Origin of the sequence: Nonomuraea sp. NPDC050643, assembly GCF_040654715.1 — a bacterium.
In the GTDB taxonomy this organism is placed as follows: Bacteria; Actinomycetota; Actinomycetes; order Streptosporangiales; family Streptosporangiaceae; genus Nonomuraea.
In genome coordinates, this window is sequence record NZ_JBFAIM010000036.1 from 42,525 (window position 1) to 63,203 (window position 20,679).

Here is a 20,679-nt window from a genome sequence, read left to right on the forward strand (position 1 = left end):
TCTTCCCGGCGTGGATCCCGAGATCGTCGCCGCTGCTCAGCAGGGTGACGCGCTCGCGTTGGACCGGCTGTTGGACGAGCTGGCGCCGTACGTTCGCCGACTGTGCGCACGCATCGCCCCGGCGGCGGCCGACGACGCGACACAGGAGGCTCTGCTGGCGATCTTCCAGGGCCTGCCGTCGCTGCGCGCCCCTGAGGCGATCATCACCTGGGCACGGTCGGTCACCGTCCGGACGGCGGTCCGGCTCGCCCACCGGCATGACGGCGAGGTCGCCGCGGAGGAAACGCTCCTGGACCGCCACGCCTCGTCCCCGGAAGGGCTGGTGGACATCGACGATGCGCTGGCGCGCCTGCCGGTCTCGCAGCGCGTCGTGCTGGTCTTGCGGACCCGGGAGGGCCTCAGCGAACAGGAGATCGCCACCACGCTGGGCATCCCGGCGGGAACCGTGAAATCCCGGCTGCATCGAGCCAGGGCCACGTTCCGGAAGGTGCGGGAATCGTGAACGACCCCGTGGCACGCCCCGGCATCGACCCGATCGACCGCCTGGCCATCCTGGCGGCGGCCCTGCCCGGCGCCGTCGTCGGGCAGCGCCGCATCGCCGCACCCTTCGAGGCGGTGTGGCAGGTCATCGCGGACCTGGAGAACGCCACCCCCCGCTACGAACCCGGTGTGGCCCAGGTGCGCGTCATCGAGCGGCGCGGCGAGTTCGTGCGCTTGTCGGTGCACGACACCGCCGGCCGCGAGCACGCGATGGACGCCAGGCTCCGGCCGGGCTGGTGCGTCATGCAATCCGACACCATCGTCATCGCCTTCGCCGCCCGCCGCGTGGGCGACGAGACCCTGGTGGCACATCTCGAACACCAGCGCACGCGGACCCCGGCGCCCGGCCCGCACGAATCGCAGGCCGATCGCGCCGCCCTCGCGAAAATCGACCGCGAACTCCACACCATCGAAAAGCTCGCCACCCACGATGAGCACTGAGTTCCAGGGCACGACGACGGTCGGCAGGAGCCGGCCTGGCAGGTTGCGGAGGTAGGTCCGCTGAGGCCGGGCATGGCGGGCATCCGCTTCCGGCGTCGGCGGCTTCGTGACCAAGGCCGCAGCACGTCTCTTACTCGCTGTACTCCGGACACTACGGACGCGCGTCCTCTCTCGTGCGAATCATTCGTCTCTGGAGTCACTTATGCGCTTACGTCCCCGTACCATCGGCGCTGTCGCCGCCGTCGTGGCCGTCCTGCCGATCACCGTTGCCGCGCCGGCCGAAGCCGCGGCGCCGTCGGGCGTGCCGAAGGGGGCGGTCTCGGCACGCCTGGTGAAGATCGTGGACGGCGACACGATCGACGTGATGCGCGGCGGCAGGAAAATCCGCGTCCGGCTGCTCGAGGTCGACACCCCCGAGCGCGGCCAGTGCTGGTTCACGACCGCGACCGCCCGTACGGCGGCGCTTCTGCCCGTCGGAAAGGTCGTCTACCTGCTTCCCGACAAGGACCCCAAAGACCCGTACGGGCGCTGGCTCTTCTACGTGTTCAACGCCAAAGGCGTGCACGTCAACCGCAACCTCGTCCGGTACGGCTACGGCAAGGCCGTCCTGTACAAGCCCAACGACCGCTACATCAAGACCATGCGCGCCGAGCAGGCCAAGGCCAAAGCCGACAGGTTGCGCATCTGGTCCGGCAAGTGCGACGGAGGCGGCAGCACACCGAACCCGACCCCGACTCCGACCTCCAGCTCGACGCCGAACAACCCGCCGTCCGGGAACGATCCACGCTACAAGACCTGCGCCGAGGCCAACGCCGCCGGATACGGCCCCTACCGACGCGACGTGGACCCTGAGTACGCGTGGTATCAAGACCGTGACGGCGACGGGATCGTCTGCGAGCGATGACGACCCGGTGCCGGTGCCGGCGGCACCCTGACGTTCTGGCCACGATGGCGACCGCGGTGCGCTATCGGATGTTGTAGCCCTGGGAGTTCCAGAACGAGGTCGGGTTCGGGTTCTCCAGCCTTGGGTCGTTGACGCTCTTGGCCGCGAGCGTCTTCTTGCCGAGGCGCATCTCGACGTGGGTGTGGGCGTTCGAGCTGGACGACACCCCGCGCCACGATTCGACGCCGATGACCTGGCCGCGGCTGACCTGCCGGCCCGGGCGCAAGGAGGGCGACGGAGCGGTGTGCAGATAGATCACCGTCTTGTCCAGCGCGGCGTTGTAGATGGCGATCGTGGAAAGCCCGCGACCGCCGGTCGCGCCGGGCCGGACGTTGGTCACGATGCCGCTCACCAGAGCGTGCACCTCCGCGCGCAGGCCGCGGGCGAAGTCGATGCCCTCGTGCCGGCCGGAGATGCGCTTGTAGCCGTCGAAGCCGACGACGAGCCGGCCTCTGGCCTGATACAGCGCGTACGACATGTCCGCGCGCGATGTCGGCGCCGACGGGTTGAACGCGTGTGAGGCGTTCTGGTTCTTGAGCGTGGAGTTGAGGTTGCCCTTGGCGCCCGGCGGGAAGTCCTGGTAGTCGCCGCCGTGGTTGCTGTTGTAGTAGACGCGGACGGTGACGTTGGTGCGGTTCCAGGCGGAGGCGGCGGCGTTCTTGACGCATTGGCCTTTGCCGTTGCCGGGTCCCTTGAAGTCGTAACAGGACGGCTGCCGGGTGCCGTAGTCGGCGACGGATCCGGTGAAGTCCGAGACGGATCCTTGGTTGCCGCTGTTGAAGTAGTAGCAGAATTCGCCGCTGTCGCACACGCCGTCGCGGCCGGCGGCCGCGACGGGCGGTGCGGCGAGGATCGTCCCGCCGAGCGCCATCGTGGCGGTCGCGGTGGTGAGGGTCCTGCCGAACGTTCGCATGGTTTCTCCTTGTGCTTGCCGGGCCTGGGGTCGGACGACGGGGGTCAGCGGCGCTGGTACTCCTCCCAGGTGCGGATGGTGACCTTCGGGCCGTCGTCAGGACCGCGGTCGGCGAGCCCGTTCAGACCGAGGTAGTAGTCACCGATCTGGTGCTGAGCCGGGCGCGACAGGTCGGTGTCGCTGATGGCGGCGGCGTGGATGTGCCACCGCCACTTGCCTTGATCGGGGCTGCGCACCCATGCCGCGAAGCCGACCTGACGCAGCGTGCGGACGGTCGCGGTGCGGGTGGCGGCGCTCATCTGCTTCACCGAGATGTCCACGACGCCGCCGCCGTCGTGGGTGCCCTTGGACGTGGGGTCGCCGCCGGGGTTGTACGACCCCTGCTCGAGCACGAGTTCCCGGCCGAGCAGCCGCTCGGCCTCGGCCAGCATGCCGCGCGTACGGGTGTTGAGCACGAAACCGCCGTCCGGCACCCGCCTGCCCGGGCCGATCCTGTGGGTGAGGGTGAAGCGGCCGGCTCCGAGCCTGGCCAGCGACGCCTCGCCCGGCAGGCCGCCGGCGGCGAGACCGGTGTAGCCGAGCGACTCCTGGAACTTCGCGTAGGCGGCGACCGTCGTGGTGCCGAAGTACCCGTCCACCCACTTCGCGTCGAGCAGGCGCCGGTCGCGCAGCGCCTGCTCGACGAGGAGCACGCCGGCCTGCGCGCCCGGGGTCAGCGTGTCATCGGGCCGCCGCGGGTCGATCTGGGCCGCCTTGACCGTGGCTTCCATGTTCACGCTGGGAAGCGCCGCGACCTCGGCCGAGGCCGCGGCCGAGCCGGGCGCGATGACCGTCATCGCGGCCACGGTCGCGACGGTCACCGCAAGAGTGGCGCGTTCAGCCACGAGCATGATCCTCCAGCGTCGATGCGTCGCCCTCTGTCAGCGATCACTCGCGCTAAGTAATCACGCCGGATGGCGGTCGCATCACTGGCGGCAGGGTGACAGCCACCTGTCCGCCGGCTTCTGGAGGTTGCGTGCGGGTCAGTCGCCGCGCTGGGGACGGGAGCGGCCGGCGGGCCGGTCGCGCATCATCGCGACCCCGGCGGCGAGCAGCCAGATCGTGATCGCGGCGCTGGACAGCGACACCAAGGCTCCCGCGTCGACGCCGGCGAGTTCGACCGCCGGCGCCGCGAGCGGCACGAGCACCAGTGCGCCGGTGATGCGCGCCCATCGGGGAAGTCCCGGCCGGGCGATCGTCGCGCCCAGCCAGACGGCGGCGAAGATGCTGACCCCGAGCGTCTCGCCGATGGCGCCGGCGAAGTCGTTGAGGGTGCCGAACTGGATGGCGAGCGCCTCGCGCGCGGTTGCGGAGGTGGTCTCCTGCCACTGCTCGGCGAGCGGGAACGCGGCGGACAGCCATCGCGTGATGCCGATGGTTCGGGCGAGGGCGGACACCGCGGCGGCGCCGATCGCGATCCCGAGTGCGAGCGAGACAGTGGCGGGCCCCTCACGGCGCCATGCCGAGATGCCCACCGCAACGGGGAAGAACGCGACGCTGTAGGCCAGGTAGGCGAGGTAGCCCAGCCTGGTGGCGAATTCGTGGTCGAGGAGCCGGGGTAACGCGACGTCCGCCGGATCCCCGAGCGACCCGGGCCAGCCGATGGCCACGCCGAGGACGAGCAGCGGAACGAAGATGAGCAGGCTCACGATGATCGTGATCAGGCCTTGCGTACGTCGGGGCGACGGAACCGTGAGGGGCGGGGCGGCGAGCATCGTGGGCATCTCCTGTGTCCATGGGTCGTGCGGGGCGGCGGCCGGCAGGCGGGACGGAACCGAGGCCAGCCAATCGCCATTGGAAATCCAAACACTGTACGGAGAACGGTAATCAAACACTGTTTGGAAGGTCAAGGCCGTTCGGGTAATCAAGGTTGTTGGGATAGCCTGGACGATGTGTGCGCGTCCACGGAGTCCCGACGGGACCGGCAGCGACGGGAACTCGTCGCCGAGATCATCGCCGTCGCCTGCCGCCAGCTCGACGAAGGCGGCCCGGGCAACGTGTCGTGGCGGGGTGTCGCCCGCGAGGTGGGCATGAACCCGGCCTCGCTCTACACGTACTTCGCCAGCCTCGACGACCTGTTCACCGCGCTGATCACGGAGAGCTTCCGTGATCTCGCGGGCGCCGTGGGCCAGGCTTTCGACGACGGCGAGGGCGCCGAGCCCGTCGACCGGCTCCTCGCCTGCGTCCGGGCATACCGGGCCTGGGCCGTCGCCTACCCCCGCCGATTCAACCTGATCTGGACCGACCAGTTGCCCGGCTATTCGGCGCCGCCGGACGGTCCCACCTTCACCGCCGAACAGGCGGTCTACCGGCCGTTCCTGCTCGCGGTCGGGGAGGCGGAGGGGTGCGGCGACCGGCTGGTGCGATTCGCCACTCTGCCCACCGACGACCAGCACCGGCTGCTGGGCCTGTTCGGCACCCTGCACGGCCTGGTCTCCCTCGAGATCAACAGCCACCTCGCGCCGGGGTCGGTCGACGGCGAGGCGCTCATCGTCGACCGGATGACACACGCCCTGAGACATCTTCACCCGCTCCGGGACGGGTCCTCCGTCGCGTCGTCGGAACACTGATCACCACCTGGCGGGGCAGGCGAAGCCGTCGTCGCAGTGTGCGGCGGGTCGCAAGACGGCGTGGAAATATGACAAAGGGTGTCGGGTTTGGGGGCGAGTATGTCTTCACCGGTCGGCGTCGATGACGGACGCCGACTTCACGAACAGACAAGGACCTCCATGCAGGAAACACCAGTGGAGCTCAAAGAGCTGCAGGCCCTTCTTGACGCCTCCCTCTCCGCCTCCACCTCGCACCTCCGCTCGATCATCAACACCGAGCGCACCCTGACCGCTGCGCAGCTCACCCAGGTCCTCACCGGCATGTGCACCCTCGCCCTGTCCACCGTGACGGCGAAGGGCGAGCCACGGATCAGCGGCGTGGACGGGCACTTCCTGCACGGAAAGTGGCACTTCGGCACGGCGCGCGGCGCCGCCAAGGCCCGCCATCTCGCCGTCCGATCCGCCGTCAGCGCCGCGCACATGCGCGGTGAGGACCTGGGCGTGTTCACGCACGGCAGGGCGGAGATCCTCAACCCCCAGGACGGCGAGCCGGCCGCGGACTGGCCGGACCTGCTCGCCTACCTCAAGGGCTTCTACGGTGACGACCACCTCGACTGGGACGACGACGTGGTCTACTACCGGCTGCATCCGCAGTGGATGACCGTCTACTCCCCCGACATCGCGAAGCTCATCTCCGCGTCCCGGTCCTGATCGGTGGCACGGCCCCATCGGGAGGGGCCGATGAGGGGTCGGTTCGTTCGGCATGGGTGGAGGGGCCGCCCATGTTCTGCTGCGTTGCGAGAGGGTGGACGAAGGTTGACTGCATGCGTACGAGACGTCGCCGGCATGGGTCGCGAGACCATTGACGTGGTGGGGGCTCGTACCAACAATCTGCGGGACGTGTCCGTGAGCATCCCCAAGGGGCGGGTCGTCGCCTTCACCGGGGTGAGCGGCAGCGGCAAGACCTCGCTGGCCATCGACACCCTGCACAACGAGGCCCAGCTCCGCTATCTGGAGGGGCTTTCGCCGTTCGTCCGGCAGTACATCACCCAGCGCAATCGGCCGAAGGTGGACCGCATCCTGGGGCTCGGCGCGACGCTCGCGGTCGACCAGCGCCGCCTGAACCGCAACCCCCGCTCCACGGTCGCGACGATCACCGGCATCGACGGGCATCTGGGGCTGCTGTACTCGCGCCTTCCGGGGATCGGCGCGGAGCCGGCGGCGGTCAGCGGGGACGGCTATCTGACGACCGCTCATTTCGACCGCAACACGCCGGAAGGGAGCTGCGCGGACTGCCACGGGGTGGGCGGGCGCTGGCAGGCGCAGGAGGACCTGGTCATCACCCATCCGGAGCTTCCGCTCTTCGCGGGGGCCTCCCCCTGGTACGCGAAGTGGCGGTCGGGGGAGCACGCGTTCGTACCGGCGCTCGCCGAGAAGCGGGGCGTGGACCTCGGGCGGCCGTGGCTGTCGCTGCCCGAGGAGTTCCGCCGCTGCGTGCTGTACGGCACGGGTGAGGAGAAGATCGAGGCGACCGTCGCCATGACGAACAAGAACGAGACGGCCCAGGTGACCTACACCTCGAGCCAGCCGCTGCGGGGCGCGCTCGCCGAGGTGGAGCGGGTGTTCGTGAACGCCCAGACCTCCAGCGCCAAGCAGCGCTACCTGCCGTACATGCGCAAGCAGCCCTGCGGCACCTGCGGCGGCAGCGGATTCGACCAGGTGGCCCGTTCCGTGCGGCTCGGCGGGCTGACCTACCCGGACCTGCTCGAGGTGGAGGTGCGGGAGGTGCGCAACTGGGCGAGGCGTGTGGGGGACGACCTGGACGCCCGGGAGCGCGAGGTGGGTGAGCCGCTGCTGCAGGACCTGGGCCGCAGGCTCGGCATTCTCGACCGGCTGGGCCTGGCCCATCTCCAGTTGTCCCGGAGCGCGGCGACGCTGTCCGGCGGTGAGTTGCAGCGGACCCGGCTCGCCGCTCAGCTCGGCACCGAGCTGAGCGGGATCATCTTCGTCCTGGACGAACCCGGGACCGGGCTGCACCCGGCGGACAAGGCGCAACTGCTCGACATCGCCCTGGAGCTGCGCGCGGCCGGCAATACGGTGCTCCTCGTCGAGCACGACCCCGAGCTGATCGCCCGGGCCGACTGGGTGATCGACATGGGGCCCGGCGCGGGCCGCCTCGGCGGTGAGGTCCTCGTGTCGGGGCCTCCCGCCGACGCGGCCGCCCACCCGGCGTCGCTGACCGGCCGCTATCTGGCCGGTGCGGGGCCCCGGCTGCGCCGGGCCCGCCGTCCGGCCGGGGACGACACGGGCTGGGTGGAATTGCACGGCCTGCGTGCGCACAACGTGGCCGCGGACCTGGTACGTTTCCCCGCCGGTCGGCTCACCTGCCTGACGGGGGTGAGCGGCAGCGGCAAGAGCAGCCTGCTCGGGGCGCTGGCGGCGAGCGTGGAGGCCGCCCTGAACGGCACGGCGACCGACACGGTCCGGCGGGTGACCGGGCTCGAGGGGTTCGACTGGGTCGCCGTCGTCGACCAGGAACCGCTCGGGCGGACGCCGCGATCCAACCCGGCCACGTACAGCAAGGCATTCGATATCGTCCGCAAGCTGTTCGCCGAGACCGGCGCGGCGCGCGGGCTCGGGGTCAATGCCTCCTGGTTCAGCTTCAACACCGCGGGCGGCGGCCGCTGCGAAACCTGCACCGGCTACGGCCGCAAGCTCGTGGACATGCACTTTCTGCCGGATGTGTGGGTGGTCTGCGACGCCTGCGAGGGCCGGCGTTACCGGCCGGAGGCCTTGGAGGTCAGGTATCAGGGGTTGGCCATCGATCAGGTGCTGGGGCTGACCGTCGCCGAGGCCGTGGAGCGGTTCTCCGGACCCCGGCAACTCGCGGAGACCCTGGGAGCCTTGAACCAGGTCGGGCTGGGCTATCTCCAGCTCGGCCAGAGCGCCACCGAGTTGTCCGGCGGTGAGGCGCAGCGGCTGAAGCTGGCGTCCGCGATCCAGCGTGGTGCCGCGGGCCGCAAGGCCGGCCTCGTCGTCCTCGACGAGCCGGTCTCGGGCCTGCATCCGTCCGACGTCCAGCGGGTGGTGGACGCGCTCGATGTACTGCTCGACTCGGGCAACACCGTCGTCGTGGCCGAACATGACATCCCCGTCGCCGCGTCCGCGGACTGGGTGATCGACCTGGGGCCCGGAGCCGGCCCGGACGGGGGCGCGGTGGTCGCGGAGGGCACCCCGGAGGCCGTCGCGACGGCGGACACCCCCACCGCCGAGTTCTTCCGGCGGTACGCGGCGGGCCTGCCGCTCCTGGAGGTGCGGGAAGGGTCGGCCGTCTCGTCTTGAAGGGCGGTCAGGCGAAGTAGTGGCCCTCCTTGAGGTCGGCGATCAGTCCCGGACGGGTTGGCTGCCAGCCGAGCAGGCCGCGCGTGACCTGGGCCGAGGCGGGGCCGTCGAATCCCCCGAAGTGGCCGAGCCGGCCGACGTACTCTCCGGCCTGGTCGGGGGTGACGGAGATGGCGGGAACGTCGAGGTGGGCGGCGAAGACCTCGGCGACCTCGCGGATCGGCACGCCCTCGTCGCCGACCGCGTGCAGGACGGACCCGGCCGGCGCGGACTCCAGCGCGAGGCGGAACAGGCGGGCGGCGTCGTCGCGGTGGACCGCCGGCCAGCGGTTGCCGCCGTCGCCGACGTACGCGGCGGCGCCTTTGTCGCGGGCGAAGCCGATCGCGGTCGCGGTGAATCCGTTGTCGCCGTCGCCGTGCGTGGCCGGTGGGAGCCGCACGATCGAGGAGCGGATCCCGTGACCGGCGAGCGCGAGCGCGCGGTGGGCGTTGGCGATCCGCGCGTTGACCCCGCCGATCGGGGCCGGGTGCTCTCCGGTGCCGGCGGACAGCCCGTCGCGTTCGGTGGCGACGGCTCCGGGCGGGAGGCCGAGCACGCCGAGTATGCCCGAGGCGATGACGAGCGGCTTGCCGGTGCCGGCGAGGGCCTCGCCGAAGGTCTCGATCGCGGCCCGATCGGCGGCGCTGGCTCCGGCGTAGTCGCCGGCGAAGGCGATGTCGTGCTTGAACGCCAGGTGGATGACGCCGTCGGAGGAGGTGGCGGCGTCGCGCAGGGTGTCGAGGTCGTCGAGCGAGCCCGGGCGGGCCTCGGCTCCCGCCTCCCGCAGGGCTCGGGCCGCGGCGTCGGAGCGGGCGAGCCCGGTGACCGTGTGGCCGGCGGCGGTCAGCTCGGGGACGAGGCCGCGGCCGATCCAGCCGGACGCTCCGGTGACGAAAACGCGCATAGGTGACCCCCAGGATGGAGATGGGCGCCTGCCGGGCGGATCCGCGGCGGGCGGGCAGTGATGTATTCTTTGTACAGTCGTACGGTAAATGTCAAGCCGAGACGGACACCTGGAGGCAGTGATGGCGGGGCGCCCCGTCGACCATCAGCGGCGGGCCGAGTTGCTCGACGCGGTGGTCGACTACACGGTCGAGCACGGGTTCTCCGACCTGTCGTGGCGGCCCGTCGCCGCCGCCCTCGGGGTTTCGACCATGACGCTGGTGCATCACTTCGGCACCAAGGAGCAGATGCTCGTGGCCATCCTGGGGCGCCTGCGGGAGCGCATGTTCGCGGCCACCGGCGACATGGTCGGCGAGCGGCCCGACCTGGCGGCGGCGGCGCGTGCGGCCTGGACGCGAACCTCGGCCCCGGAGCGGGCGGCGGAGTTCAGGCTGTTCTTCGCGGTCTATGGACGCGCCCTCCAGGCGCCGGAGCAGTTCGCGGAGTTCCTCGAGCGGGTCGTGGCCGACTGGATGAACGCCCTACGCGACGCGCAGGGGCCAGAAACCGACCCGGCGACGGCGACGCGTACGGCCACGCTGGTGATCGCGACGATCCGCGGGCTGCTGCTCGACCTGCTCGCCACCGGCGACCGAGACCGGGTCCAGGACGCGGCCGAGAGCTTCCTCGCCACCCTCGAACACCGGACGCCGCCGCCAGGAGCGCACGATCGGGCCGGGCCGCCGGCCGCGCGACGGTGACACATCTGCCGGCCTCGGCTCGCGGGCCCGCGCGAGCCCTCCCCTGGTTGGTATTTCTATACCGGTACGCGCTAGAGTTCCGGTATAGAAATACCAACACTACAGGCACGTGAGGTAATCGTGATCGAGCTGAAGACGCCTGCGGAGATCCAGCGCATGCACGTGGCCGGGCGTTTCGTCGCCGAGGTGCTCTCCGAGGTCGGCCGGCTCGCCGACGTCGGCGTCAACCTCCTGGACTTGGAGCGCCACGTGCGCGGCATGATCGAACAACGCGGGGCGGAGTCGTGCTACTGGGACTACTCGCCGTCCTTCGGCAGGGGCCCGTTCCGCAACGTCATCTGCCTGTCGGTCAACGACGCCGTCCTGCACGGCCTGCCGCACGACTACACGCTGCGCGACGGTGACGTGCTCAGCGCGGACCTGGCGGTCGGCATCGACGGCTGGGTGGCCGACTCGGCGCGCACGGTCGTCGTCGGCACCGCCGCCGAGGAGGACCTGCGGATCATCCGCGCCACCGAGGAGGCCTTGGAGGCGGCGATCGAGGTGGCGCGTCCGGGCAACCGCCTGGGTGACATCTCCGCGGCGATCTGGGCGGTGGCCCGCGACTACGGCTATCCGGTCAACGACGAGTTCGGCGGCCACGGCATCGGCCGCACCATGCACGAGGCGCCCCACGTTTCCAACAGGGGCCGGGCAGGGCGCGGCCTGACGCTCCGGCCGGGCCTGACCCTCGCGCTCGAACCCTGGTTCGCCCGTACGACCGACCGGATCATCTACGACGCCGACGGCTGGACCATCCGGTCGGCGGACGGCTCGTGCACGGCTCACTCCGAACACACGGTGGCCATCACCGAGGACGCCCCCTTGGTGCTCACCCGGCGCGAACCGGAGAACCCGGCGACGCGGCCCGATGCCGCCCGGCCGGCCATCCGCAAAGGACACCTGAGCCGCCCCGGCCGGCCGATGCCGGCCCGATCGAACGGCGCCGACGACCACTAGCGCGCCCAGTCGGCCACCCAGCCGTCGATGCCGTCCGGTCAGGTCGGCCAGGGCGAGCCGACGATACGCTCGACCGTCGTCGTGCACGTCGGTCAGGACGCCGAGGTGCAGGGTCGCGATCTCCGGGGCCATCCGGGCGGGGATGCCCGGCCTCGAAGCGCTGCTCGACGTCGGAGAAGGGACGCAGGAGGCCGCTGTCGTGGAACAGGGCCGCCACGTAGAGCAACTCCGGGTCCGGGTTCACTCGAGCTTGCGGGCGTGAACCAGGCCGAAGAAGAAGACCCGCCGGGAGTGGTGGTAGATGAAGGGGCTGGTCGTCTCCTGGATGTGCCGGGTCGTTTCGGCGACCGCCGCCGTCTCAGGAGTCTCCAGCCCTGTGATGATCTCTGACTTTCCGGGAGTGTGCCGGCTGTGGAGCGTGTCCGATGGTCATGCTTCCCACCGACCGGGCCGCGGTGCCGCCTTCGTCCGGCCACGAATTCCTCATGTTCGTACAGGCGGCCGCTCCTGGGGCCGACCGTGCCGTGAAAACCCTTTGCGTATGCGTCCGCGTGCTTCCCAGAATCGGATCTTGTGTTCTCCCGTCCTTCCTTCATCAGTGACGAGGCGATCGCGCATGCCGTCGCCGCGCACTGGCTGCCCGAGATCGCCGAGATCGGCTACCTGCCGTGGGGGTTCGGCGCGTACCACTGGCGTGTGACCGGCCCGAGCACCACGCTGTTCGTGACGTTGGACCGGTTGGAGCCCCGGCACACCGCGACCACCCTGGAGGCCGCCTACGCGGGAGCCGCCGCACTGGCCACCTCGGGGCTGGACGTGGTCTGTGCGCCGTTGCCCGCGCGGTCCGGGCGGTTCACCGTCGACGTCGGGGCCGGTGCGCTCAGCGTGACGCCGTGGCTGGAGGGCCGGAGCCCGACCGAGGCGGAGACCCGCGAGCCCCGGCACGCCCTCGAGGTCGTTCGCGCGCTCGCCGCGCTGCATCGCGCCGCCCCACCCGACGGCCTGCGGGCCTGGACTCCGCGGGTCGGCCCCGAGTTCGCCGATGAGGTGCGAGCTCGCACCGCCCGGCCCTGGACGAGCGGCCCGCTGGCCGAGCAGGCACGGCTCGCCCTTGCCGCACACGACGATGCGATCAACCGCTGGACGGGCCGCTACCTGGACCTGGCGGAAACGGCGTTCTCCCGCCGGGACTCCTGGGTGCCGACACACGGCGAGCCGCACAGCGACAACCAGGTCGTGACCGCCCACGGGCTGAGGCTGGTCGATTGGGAGTCGCTGGCTCTGGCACCACCCGAACGGGACTACGCCGACCTGCTCGCCGCGGCAGGCGACCGCTTGGCCCCCGATCCCGCGATGGTCGAGCTGTTCGCGCTGGACTGGCGGCTGTCCGAGATCGCCGAATACGCGCGCTGGTTCGCCGCTCCGCACACCGGCACCGACGACGACCACACCGCGCTGGCCGGGCTGTACGAGGAATTGACCGATGGCGCGCCGTCGACAACGTGATCGCCGAATTCCTGACCGAGCCTGTTCAACGACCGGCAACGGCAGCGCCCTCAGCCGTCGGCCGGTCGCGGTGAGCCGGCGCCGCCAGGAGAGATCAGGCCGCTCTCGTAGGCGACCACCACGGCCTGGACGCGGTCGCGCAGGCCGAGCTTGGACAGGATGCCCGCGACGTGGGTCTTCACCGTGGCCACGCTGAGGGTCAGCCGGTCGGCGAGTTCGGCGTTGCTCAGGCCGGTGGCGAGCAGGCGCAGCACGTCCAGCTCCCGGGGCGTCAGCTGCTGCAGATCGCGGTGGAGGGTGGGCCTGGCGTCGTCGCGGCGGGCGAAACGCTCGACCAGGCGGCGGGTGATGGTGGGCGCGAGCAGGGCGTCGCCGGAGCGCACCAGGCGTACCGCGGCCACCAGGTGCTCGGGTGAGACGTCCTTGAGCAGGAACCCGCTCGCTCCCGCGGCGAGCGCGGCGTACACGTAGTGGTCGAGGTCGTAGGTGGTCAGGATCAGCACGCGGGTGCCCTCGGCGCCGCCCGCGAGGATCCGCCGGGTGGCTTCGAGGCCGTCCATCCGCGGCATCCGGACGTCCATGAGCACGACGTCGGGCCTGGTGCGGCGGACCGCGGCGACGGCGTCGTCCCCGTCGGCGGCCTCGGCCACCACGTCGATGCCGTTGGCGGTGAGGATCATGCGGAATCCCGTGCGTACCAGTGCCTGGTCGTCGGCGATGACGGCACGCAACCGCTCGGTCATGCGGTCCTCCACGGGACGCGGGCCTTGATCCGGAATCCGCCTCCGGCCGTCCGCCCGGCGTCCAGGGTGCCGCCGTAGACGGCGAGCCGCTCGCGCAGCCCGATCAGCCCCCTGCCGTCGCCGGTCCGCGGACCGGTGCCCGGTGGCCCGCCGGTGTCGCGCACCTCGATCTCCAGCCAGTCGCCGTCGTGGCCGATCGTCACGGACGCGGCGGCCCCGGGCGCGTGCTTGATCGTGTTGGTGAGGGCCTCCTGCACGACGCGGTAGGCGGCGAGGTCGATCCCGGGAGGCAGGGGCCCGGGTGGCGACACCGTGACGCGCACCGGCACTCCGGCGGCGCGGACCCGTTCCACCAGGCCGTCGAGCTGTTCGAGCCCGGGCTGGGGTTCGAACCCGTCGGACGGCCCGTCGAGGCGTTCGCCGCCCGGGCCGGCGAGCAGGCCCATGACGTGGCGCAGCTCGGCCATGGCGGCCCGGCCGCCGGACTCGATCGCGAGCAGAGCCTGCTTCGACTGTTCCGGCTCCACGTCCATCACGCTGCGGGCCGCACCGGCCTGGATCACCATCACATTGACATTGTGGGTCACCACATCGTGGAGCTCGGCGGCGATCCGGGACCGCTCCTCGGTGACGGCCCTGCGCATGGCGTCCGCCTGCGCCCGCTGCAGCTCGGCGAGCCGGTGCCGGCCGGCTCCGAGCTGCCGCCGCCAGTAACGGACGATGCTCCCGAGGACGCCGACGCTCAGCAGGACGACGAACGGCCCCATCCAGCCCGGCAGCGCGGGCGCGATGTTCCCGAACCCGGCACCGGCGAGCCCGGCCGCGAGCACGAGGCCGCCCATCGCCAGGACTCGGTGACGGCTGTGCACGACGGCGCCGTACGCGGCGACGGCGCAGGCCAGCACGGTGATCCAGGTCGCGTCCGTGTGGGTGGCCCGCGCGGCCAGCAGCACCACCCAGAAGGTGATGAGCGGATACCGGCGCCGCGCCGCCAGCGGCAACGTCGTCAGCGCCACGAGGAACGCGGGCGGCCCGTGGGGCGAAGGCCGGGCGAGCGGAGGGCCGAAGAGGGGCTCCGGGCCGGCCGTCGGATCGTTCGCCGACAGGGTCACCGCGATGACCGTCAGGACGATCGCGATCACCACGTCGGCGGCGACCGCTCGGCGCGACGGCCTCGGGGGTCCGGGCGTGTCGCCGCGCCGATCCGAGTAGTCCTCGTTCAGTCGGCTGTACAGGTCGAGCACATGGCGCCACCACGGCCGTCGTTCACCGGTTTCCACCGGCACATTGTCACGCCTGCCCTGTACGTCCCGCATCGGCCGTCGTGACGGGGTTGCCCGCTCTTGGGGAGTAGGTCGCAGGGATGAGCCGGCGGCCCCTCGTTCTCAGGTGGTAGGTGATCTCGGTTCGGCGGCCGAAGCGCGCCGGCATGGGCGGTGCCTAGTTTCGTTCCCGGCACCTCGCCGACGGCTGGGGCGCTGTTCACCACCACTTCTTCAGGAGGGCATGGCGTGACTTCTGTTCTGCGGGCCCAGGCATTGGGCAAGAGGTACGGCCGACACTGGGCGCTGCGCGAGTGCACCATCGACATCCCGGCGGGCCACGTCGTGGGGCTGGTGGGTCCCAACGGAGCCGGCAAGTCCACGCTGCTGAAGCTGGCCTGCGGCCGGCTCGAACCGAGCGCGGGCGGCATCACCGTGCTCGGCGGCCGGCCGGGGAGCACGCCCGCGCAGCTCGCCAAGGTCGGGTTCGTCGCCCAGGAGACCCCCGTCTACGCGGGCCTGACCGTCGCCGAGCACCTGCGGCTGGGAGAGCGGCTCAACCCCCGCTGGGACGACGGCATGGCGCGGGACCGCGTCGCGCGGCTCGGCCTCGTCCCCGCGCAACGGGCCGGGAAGCTGTCGGGCGGCCAGCGCGCCCAGCTCGCCCTCACCTTGGGCCTGGCCAAGCGGCCCGACCTGCTGATCCTGGACGAGCCCGCGGCCGCGCTCGACCCGCTGGCCCGCCACGAGTTCCTGGAGGGGCTGATGGAGGCCGCCGTCGAGCACCGGCTCAGCGTGGTGCTCTCCTCCCACCTGGTCTCCGACCTGGAACGGGTCTGCGACTACCTGATCGTGCTGGTCGGCTCCCGCGTCCAGATCGCCGGGCAGACCGATCGACTTCTGGCCACCCATCACCGGCTCACCGGCCCGCGCCGCGACCCCGACCGGCTGCCCGCCGGCCGGCCGGTGATCTCCGCGCGGCACACCGACCGGCAGAGCACGTACGTCGTCCGTGCCGAAGCCCCGATCCTCGACCCCGCCTGGACGGTCGGCCGGCTCAGCCTGGAGGACCTCGTCCTGGCCTACATGGAGCAGCGCGTCGCCGAGAACCGGCAGGTCACCCAGGAGGTGCGGGGATGATCTGGCTGACCTGGCGGCAGTTTCGCGGCTCGGCCGCGATGACGGCCGCCGTACTCGTCGTCCTCACCGCCGTGCTGGCCCTGACCGGCCCGGATCTGGCCTCCCGCTACGCCGCCGGGATCGCCGGCTGCACCCCGGGCGACACCTGCGGCGACTTCTTCGACCGCTTCTTCGACGAGCACCAGATCCCCTTCCTCGCCCTGACCCTCGTCGTGCTGATCCTGCCGGCGCTGGTCGGGCTCTTCTGGGGAGCGCCGCTGATCACCCGCGAGCTGGAGACGGGCACGCACCTGCTGGTGTGGAACCAGAGCATCACCCGCACCCGCTGGCTGACGGTCAAGCTCGGGCTCACCGGCCTGGCCGCCATGGTCGCCGCCGGCCTGTGCGGCCTCGTGGTGACCTGGTGGTCCGAACCCCTGGACAGGTCGGCCGTCCCGGAAATGGCCCGGATGGCCCCCCTGGTCTTCGGCGCGCGCGGCATCGCCCCGATGGGGTACGCGGCCTTCGCCTTCGTCCTCGGCGTGACCATGGGCGTGCTGGTGCGCCGCACCCTGCCCGCCATGGCCCTCACCCTGGTCGCCTTCACCGCGATCCAGCTCGCCATGCCGCTGCTGGTCCGCCCCCACCTGATGCCCCCGGTCACGGCGGCCTTCGAGCTCGGCCGGACGAACGTGAACGGCATCGTGCCGCAGGGGCGGCAAGGCGGAGCCATGCAGCTCTTCCTGAGCACGTCGGCCGTTCCCGGCCACGCGGGCGCCTGGGTCCTGTCCAGTGACCTGGTCGACCCGTCCGGACGTACCGTCGCCGGCGGCGATGGAGCCTCGGGGCCGTCGTCGACGATCGCGCGGTCCGTCCCGGTCTCCACGACGTCGGGGCCCTGCGCACCTTCGAGGGCGCAGGGCACGGACGCGTGCACCGCGGAGATCAACCGGCTCGGCTACCGGCAGCAGGCGACGTACCAGCCTCTCGAGCGTTTCTGGCCCTTCCAGTGGATCGAGACCGGGATCTACGCCCTGCTCACCCTCGGCCTCACCTGGCTCTGCTTCTGGCGGGTACGGCGAGGCCTGTCATGACCGTCGCCAGGATCGCGGCCGCCACGCTCGCCCTCCTCCTGGCGGCGGCCTGCACGGCACCGGCGCCGCCGCGCGGCGAGGCGGGCACGGCGGCCGGTACGGTCTGCGCGCCGCCCCAGGAAACGCCCGGACCGGAGACGGCCACCACGATCGACGTCATCGAGCAGGCGTACTTCTGCATCCTCGGCAACCACTACGGCGGCGCCACGCTGGACGCCCGCTCGCTGCTGACCGCCGGGTTCGCCGCCCTGACGCAGGAGCTCGACCGCAACGGGCGCGACCTGCCGGAAGCCGGCATGCCGGCGCTGACCGGTGACCGCGACGCCGACTGGGCCGTTTTCGAGGCCGCCTACCGGAAGATCACCGATCAGGTGCCCGGCCTGCGGGACGAGCTGGCCGTGGTCACCCTCGAGGCCGTCGTGGCCGGTCTCGGTGACGGCCACGCCACCTGGACGCACGGCGTCGAGCAGCCGCCCGACTACTACGACGGCGACGGCTACGGCCTGGGGCTTGAGGCGAACGTGCGCGCTTCGCAGGCGGACGGCAACCTCGGGGTCGCCGTACCGCCGCTGTTCGTCACCGCCGTGCCGGGTGGCGCGGCGCGGGCCGCCGGGCTGCGCCCCGGCGACGTCATCGAGTCGATCAACGATTCCGTCCCCTTCATCGATGGGAAGGCCACCCCCGCGATCGCCGCCCTCTACCCCCGGTATCCGGAGGCGCGTCCCGTCCGGCTGCGGCTCGTGCGGCAGAGCACCGGCCGCCGCTGGAGCGTGACGCTCAAGCCCGGCCTGTTCCAGCGGGACCTGGCCTCCTTGCAGGTGGTGCGGTCGAAGCTGCTGGACGACGTCGCCTACGTACGGATTGCCGGATTCGCGCCCGACTCCGCAGACCGGGTCCTGCGGGCGATCTCCCGGCTGCGCGAGGACCGGACGCTGTCCGGCGTCGTGCTGGACCTGCGCGGCAACAGCGGCGGCAGCAGCCCCACGGAGGCGACCCGGCTGCTCAGCGCGTTTGTCCACGGCAAGGTCACCGCCTATCACTGCGCCGCGGACGGCACGTGCGCGACGTCGCGGACCGACGACACCGTCGAGCTGCTCGGCCTGCCGCTGGTGGTGCTCATCGACCGTGGCTGCGCCTCGGCCTGCGAGCACTTCGGCTCCGCGGTCAAGGAGCTGCGTCTCGGCCGGTTGGTCGGCACCAGGACCGCCGGTGCGATCGCCGGGTCGGCGCAGGCGTACCTGCTGAGCGACAACACCACCCTGAGCTTCCCCGACAGGCACCACCTGGGGCCCGGCCGCGAGGTCGTCGACCGGATCGGCGTACCGCCCGACCACTTCGTGTCCCTGACCCCGCAGGACGTGGCCGCCGGGCGTGACCCCGTCCTGGCCAAGGCCCTGACCTTGCTGCCCAAGTGAACGGACCTCTCCATGAGACATCTGTTGGCGGTCGCCGCGGGGCTGGCCGTCCTGGCCGCGTCCGCCTGCTCCGTGCCCGCGCCGCCCCGATCCGACGCCGTGTCCGCCGCGCCGGCCGGGCCTGCCGTCCTGCCGGCCCCGACCGGCGCCCACCCGGTCGGCACCACGGTCCTGTATCTGAAGGACACCTCCCGGCCCGACCCCTGGAACCTCGACGCCGGCGCCAGGGAGCTCAAGGTCACCCTGTGGTATCCGACCGAGCAGCGCGACGGGCGGCGGGCGCCGTACATGACGCCCGAGGAATCGGAGCTCCTCCTGAAAGGCACCGGGATCGCGAGCGCGCCGTACGACACGCTGAGCAAGACCCGGACGAACGCCATCAAAGACGCCGAACCCACAGGACGGAGGCTGCCGCTGGTGGTGCTCTCCCCCGGCTTCACCAAGCCGGTGAGCACGCTCACCTCCCTGGCCGAAGACCTGGCCAGCCGCGGGTACGTCGTGGCCGGGATCGACCACACCTACGAGAGTTACGCCACGACCTTCCCCGACGGGAGGATCGCCGAGTGCCTCGCCTGCGACAGCAACTCCGATCCCGGCTTCGGCGCGGGAGTGGTCACGGGCCGGGCCGCGGACGTCTCGTTCGTGCTCGACCGGTTGCCGGCGACGTGGGACGGTTCCGATCGGATCGACCGCTCCCGCGTCGCGATGGTCGGCCAGTCGATCGGCGGGTCCAGCGCCATGGCCGCCATGCTCGAAGACCCCCGGGTGCGGGCCGGGATCGACATGGACGGCACCGCCTACGCCCGGATCCCCAAGAGCGGGTTCTCCCGGCCGTTCATGTTCCTGGGTTCGGCGCAGCACGTCCCCGGTGGACCCGCCCCCACGTGGGACCGCGACTGGAAGCTGCTGACCGGATGGAAGCGCTGGATCGTGCTGTCGGGCGCGGAGCACCAGTCCTTCACCGACACCCCGCTGCTGTCGGACGCCCTCGGCATCAAGCCCCTTCCCGGTGTCCTGCCCGCGGCGCGCGCCGCCGAGCTCACCCGCACGTACGTGGCGGCCTTCCTCGACCAGCACCTGAAGTCGCAACGACGGTTCCTCCTGGACGAACCGTCCGCGCGCTACCCCGAGGCCGGGTTCCCCGCTCAGTAGCGAGAAGCGCGACATCCGGCGCGTTCGGGTGACTTTGGCATAGCTTTTCACTGTGCCGTGTGATGATCTGCCGGACTGGCTGCCGGCGTGGTGTCTGGACCATCTCGGGGACCAACCCGCCGACGTGCTGTTCCGGCAACAGTCGATGTCGGCGGTGTTCGGTCTCCGGTTGGCCGACGGTACGCACGTGGTGGTCAAGGCCCGCGACGACGACGGCCGGGCGGGGCCATGTGTCGCAGCGCAGGCCCGGCTGGCCGAGAACGGGTTCCCTTGCGCCCGCCCGCTCACGCCGGTCGTCGGTGTCGGCCACCTGGCCGTGCACGCGGAGGAGTTCCGCCCCGGAGGAGAGGTGCTGCGCGGAGACGCGCCGGACATCGCCGTGCGCTACGCCGAGGTCTTCGCCCGGCTGATGAGCGCACTGGCGGATTTCGCCGTCACGCCGCCGCTGCCGAACCCGCGCTGGGTGCGATGGGATCACACGGGCGCCGGACTGTGGCCGTCGATCGAGTCACTCGACGACAAGGACCAGGCTCTCGTACCCGACTACGTCATGGACACAGCCAGCAGGGCACGGCGGCGAATGCTGGCCGCCGACCTGCCCTGCGTGCTGGGCCACGCCGACTTCGAGGCGCACAACCTGCGATGGCACGACCAGCGGGTGTGGACGGTGCACGACTGGGACAGCCTGGCCTGGCAACCGGAAGCCGCCCTGGTGGGAGCCGCGAGCGCGGTGTTCTCCAAGCTGGGACCGGCCACCCTGCCGCCGGTCGAGAGCACCGAGGCGTTCCTGGCCGCCTATCAGGATGCTCGGGCCCGCTCGTTCACCGCCGAAGAGCAGCAGATCGCGTGGGGGGGCCGGCCTGTGGCCGGCCGCCCCCCCCCACCCACGGGGGCCACAACCCCCCCACCACCCCCGGGCGGCGCACGCGCGCTGGGGGCA

Annotated in this window: 20 protein-coding genes; 14 read left to right on the plus strand and 6 right to left on the minus strand. The window is 71.6% G+C overall.

Going from position 1 to position 20,679, the window contains the following annotated elements; genetic code table 11:
* The first annotated feature begins 10 nt into the window (after positions 1 to 10).
* The 3 genes from AB0I15_RS37635 to AB0I15_RS37645 all read left to right on the plus strand — a co-directional run bounded on the left by AB0I15_RS37635 (position 11) and on the right by AB0I15_RS37645 (position 1,885).
* Positions 11 to 502, plus strand: a complete 492-nt coding sequence (locus tag AB0I15_RS37635; RefSeq protein WP_358106595.1) for an RNA polymerase sigma factor — start codon at positions 11 to 13, stop codon at positions 500 to 502.
* Positions 499 to 981 carry a hypothetical protein gene (locus AB0I15_RS37640; RefSeq protein WP_358106598.1) on the plus strand — a complete coding sequence of 161 codons (483 nt, stop codon included), beginning with the start codon at positions 499 to 501 and terminating at the stop codon, positions 979 to 981. Before AB0I15_RS37635 ends, AB0I15_RS37640 begins: the two co-directional genes overlap by 4 nt.
* A 202-nt stretch (positions 982 to 1,183) precedes the next feature.
* Positions 1,184 to 1,885, plus strand: coding sequence for a thermonuclease family protein (locus AB0I15_RS37645; protein WP_358106600.1), 702 nt, complete (start codon positions 1,184 to 1,186; stop codon positions 1,883 to 1,885).
* A gap of 61 nt (positions 1,886 to 1,946) precedes the next feature.
* Here the strand turns inward: AB0I15_RS37645 and AB0I15_RS37650 are convergent, their stop codons facing one another.
* The 3 genes from AB0I15_RS37650 to AB0I15_RS37660 all read right to left on the minus strand — a co-directional run bounded on the left by AB0I15_RS37650 (position 1,947) and on the right by AB0I15_RS37660 (position 4,600).
* On the minus strand, positions 1,947 to 2,837 hold the full coding sequence (locus AB0I15_RS37650; protein WP_358106603.1) for a peptidase inhibitor family I36 protein: 891 nt from the start codon (positions 2,835 to 2,837) through the stop codon (positions 1,947 to 1,949).
* A 44-nt stretch (positions 2,838 to 2,881) separates the two neighbouring features.
* Entirely contained in the window at positions 2,882 to 3,721 is an 840-nt protein-coding gene (locus tag AB0I15_RS37655) for a peptidoglycan-binding protein (protein WP_358106606.1), read from the minus strand.
* Positions 3,722 to 3,859: 138 nt separating this feature from the next.
* On the minus strand, positions 3,860 to 4,600 hold the full coding sequence (locus tag AB0I15_RS37660; RefSeq protein WP_358106609.1) for a hypothetical protein: 741 nt from the start codon (positions 4,598 to 4,600) through the stop codon (positions 3,860 to 3,862).
* Positions 4,601 to 4,768: 168 nt separating this feature from the next.
* On the opposite strand from AB0I15_RS37660, the gene AB0I15_RS37665 reads away from it, so the two are divergent.
* The 3 genes from AB0I15_RS37665 to AB0I15_RS37675 all read left to right on the plus strand — a co-directional run bounded on the left by AB0I15_RS37665 (position 4,769) and on the right by AB0I15_RS37675 (position 8,767).
* Positions 4,769 to 5,446 carry a TetR/AcrR family transcriptional regulator gene (locus AB0I15_RS37665; RefSeq protein WP_358106612.1) on the plus strand — a complete coding sequence of 226 codons (678 nt, stop codon included), beginning with the start codon at positions 4,769 to 4,771 and terminating at the stop codon, positions 5,444 to 5,446.
* 159 nt (positions 5,447 to 5,605) lie between these two features.
* Positions 5,606 to 6,136: a pyridoxamine 5'-phosphate oxidase family protein gene (locus AB0I15_RS37670; RefSeq protein WP_358106615.1), complete on the plus strand. Its 531-nt coding sequence runs from the start codon at positions 5,606 to 5,608 to the stop codon at positions 6,134 to 6,136.
* A gap of 159 nt (positions 6,137 to 6,295) precedes the next feature.
* A complete protein-coding gene (locus AB0I15_RS37675; RefSeq protein WP_358106618.1) occupies positions 6,296 to 8,767 on the plus strand; it encodes an excinuclease ABC subunit UvrA in 2,472 nt (823 codons plus the stop codon).
* A 7-nt stretch (positions 8,768 to 8,774) separates the two neighbouring features.
* On the opposite strand, the gene AB0I15_RS37680 is transcribed toward AB0I15_RS37675, so the two are convergent.
* On the minus strand, positions 8,775 to 9,710 hold the full coding sequence (locus AB0I15_RS37680; protein ID WP_358106621.1) for an SDR family oxidoreductase: 936 nt from the start codon (positions 9,708 to 9,710) through the stop codon (positions 8,775 to 8,777).
* Between the two features lie 121 nt (positions 9,711 to 9,831).
* On the opposite strand from AB0I15_RS37680, the gene AB0I15_RS37685 reads away from it, so the two are divergent.
* From AB0I15_RS37685 to AB0I15_RS37695, 3 genes are all read left to right on the plus strand, one after another.
* Positions 9,832 to 10,449: a TetR/AcrR family transcriptional regulator gene (locus AB0I15_RS37685; protein WP_358106624.1), complete on the plus strand. Its 618-nt coding sequence runs from the start codon at positions 9,832 to 9,834 to the stop codon at positions 10,447 to 10,449.
* A gap of 120 nt (positions 10,450 to 10,569) precedes the next feature.
* Entirely contained in the window at positions 10,570 to 11,448 is an 879-nt protein-coding gene (gene map / locus AB0I15_RS37690; protein ID WP_358106627.1) for a type I methionyl aminopeptidase, read from the plus strand.
* A 573-nt stretch (positions 11,449 to 12,021) separates the two neighbouring features.
* Positions 12,022 to 12,954 (plus strand): phosphotransferase, encoded by a 933-nt coding sequence (locus tag AB0I15_RS37695; RefSeq protein WP_358106630.1) that lies wholly within the window; start codon positions 12,022 to 12,024, stop codon positions 12,952 to 12,954.
* Positions 12,955 to 13,004: 50 nt separating this feature from the next.
* Here AB0I15_RS37695 and AB0I15_RS37700 read toward each other — a convergent pair whose 3' ends face one another.
* Together AB0I15_RS37700 and AB0I15_RS37705 are read right to left on the minus strand one after the other, a co-directional pair.
* Positions 13,005 to 13,697, minus strand: a complete 693-nt coding sequence (locus tag AB0I15_RS37700) for a response regulator transcription factor (protein WP_358106633.1) — start codon at positions 13,695 to 13,697, stop codon at positions 13,005 to 13,007.
* Positions 13,694 to 14,977, minus strand: a complete 1,284-nt coding sequence (locus AB0I15_RS37705; RefSeq protein WP_358106636.1) for a histidine kinase — start codon at positions 14,975 to 14,977, stop codon at positions 13,694 to 13,696. Before AB0I15_RS37705 ends, AB0I15_RS37700 begins: the two co-directional genes overlap by 4 nt.
* A gap of 231 nt (positions 14,978 to 15,208) precedes the next feature.
* Here AB0I15_RS37705 and AB0I15_RS37710 point away from each other — a divergent pair, with 231 nt between their 5' ends.
* The 5 genes from AB0I15_RS37710 to AB0I15_RS37730 all read left to right on the plus strand — a co-directional run.
* A complete protein-coding gene (locus AB0I15_RS37710) occupies positions 15,209 to 16,099 on the plus strand; it encodes an ABC transporter ATP-binding protein (RefSeq protein WP_358106639.1) in 891 nt (296 codons plus the stop codon).
* On the plus strand, positions 16,096 to 17,172 hold the full coding sequence (locus tag AB0I15_RS37715; protein ID WP_358106642.1) for an ABC transporter permease: 1,077 nt from the start codon (positions 16,096 to 16,098) through the stop codon (positions 17,170 to 17,172). The genes AB0I15_RS37710 and AB0I15_RS37715 overlap by 4 nt, the downstream gene beginning before the upstream one ends.
* Positions 17,169 to 18,587, plus strand: a complete 1,419-nt coding sequence (locus AB0I15_RS37720; RefSeq protein ID WP_358106645.1) for a S41 family peptidase — start codon at positions 17,169 to 17,171, stop codon at positions 18,585 to 18,587. The genes AB0I15_RS37715 and AB0I15_RS37720 overlap by 4 nt, the downstream gene beginning before the upstream one ends.
* A gap of 12 nt (positions 18,588 to 18,599) precedes the next feature.
* Positions 18,600 to 19,739 carry an alpha/beta hydrolase gene (locus tag AB0I15_RS37725; RefSeq protein ID WP_358106648.1) on the plus strand — a complete coding sequence of 380 codons (1,140 nt, stop codon included), beginning with the start codon at positions 18,600 to 18,602 and terminating at the stop codon, positions 19,737 to 19,739.
* 52 nt (positions 19,740 to 19,791) lie between these two features.
* Positions 19,792 to 20,679: phosphotransferase (locus AB0I15_RS37730; protein WP_358106651.1), on the plus strand; the 888-nt coding region annotated here is incomplete at its 3' end.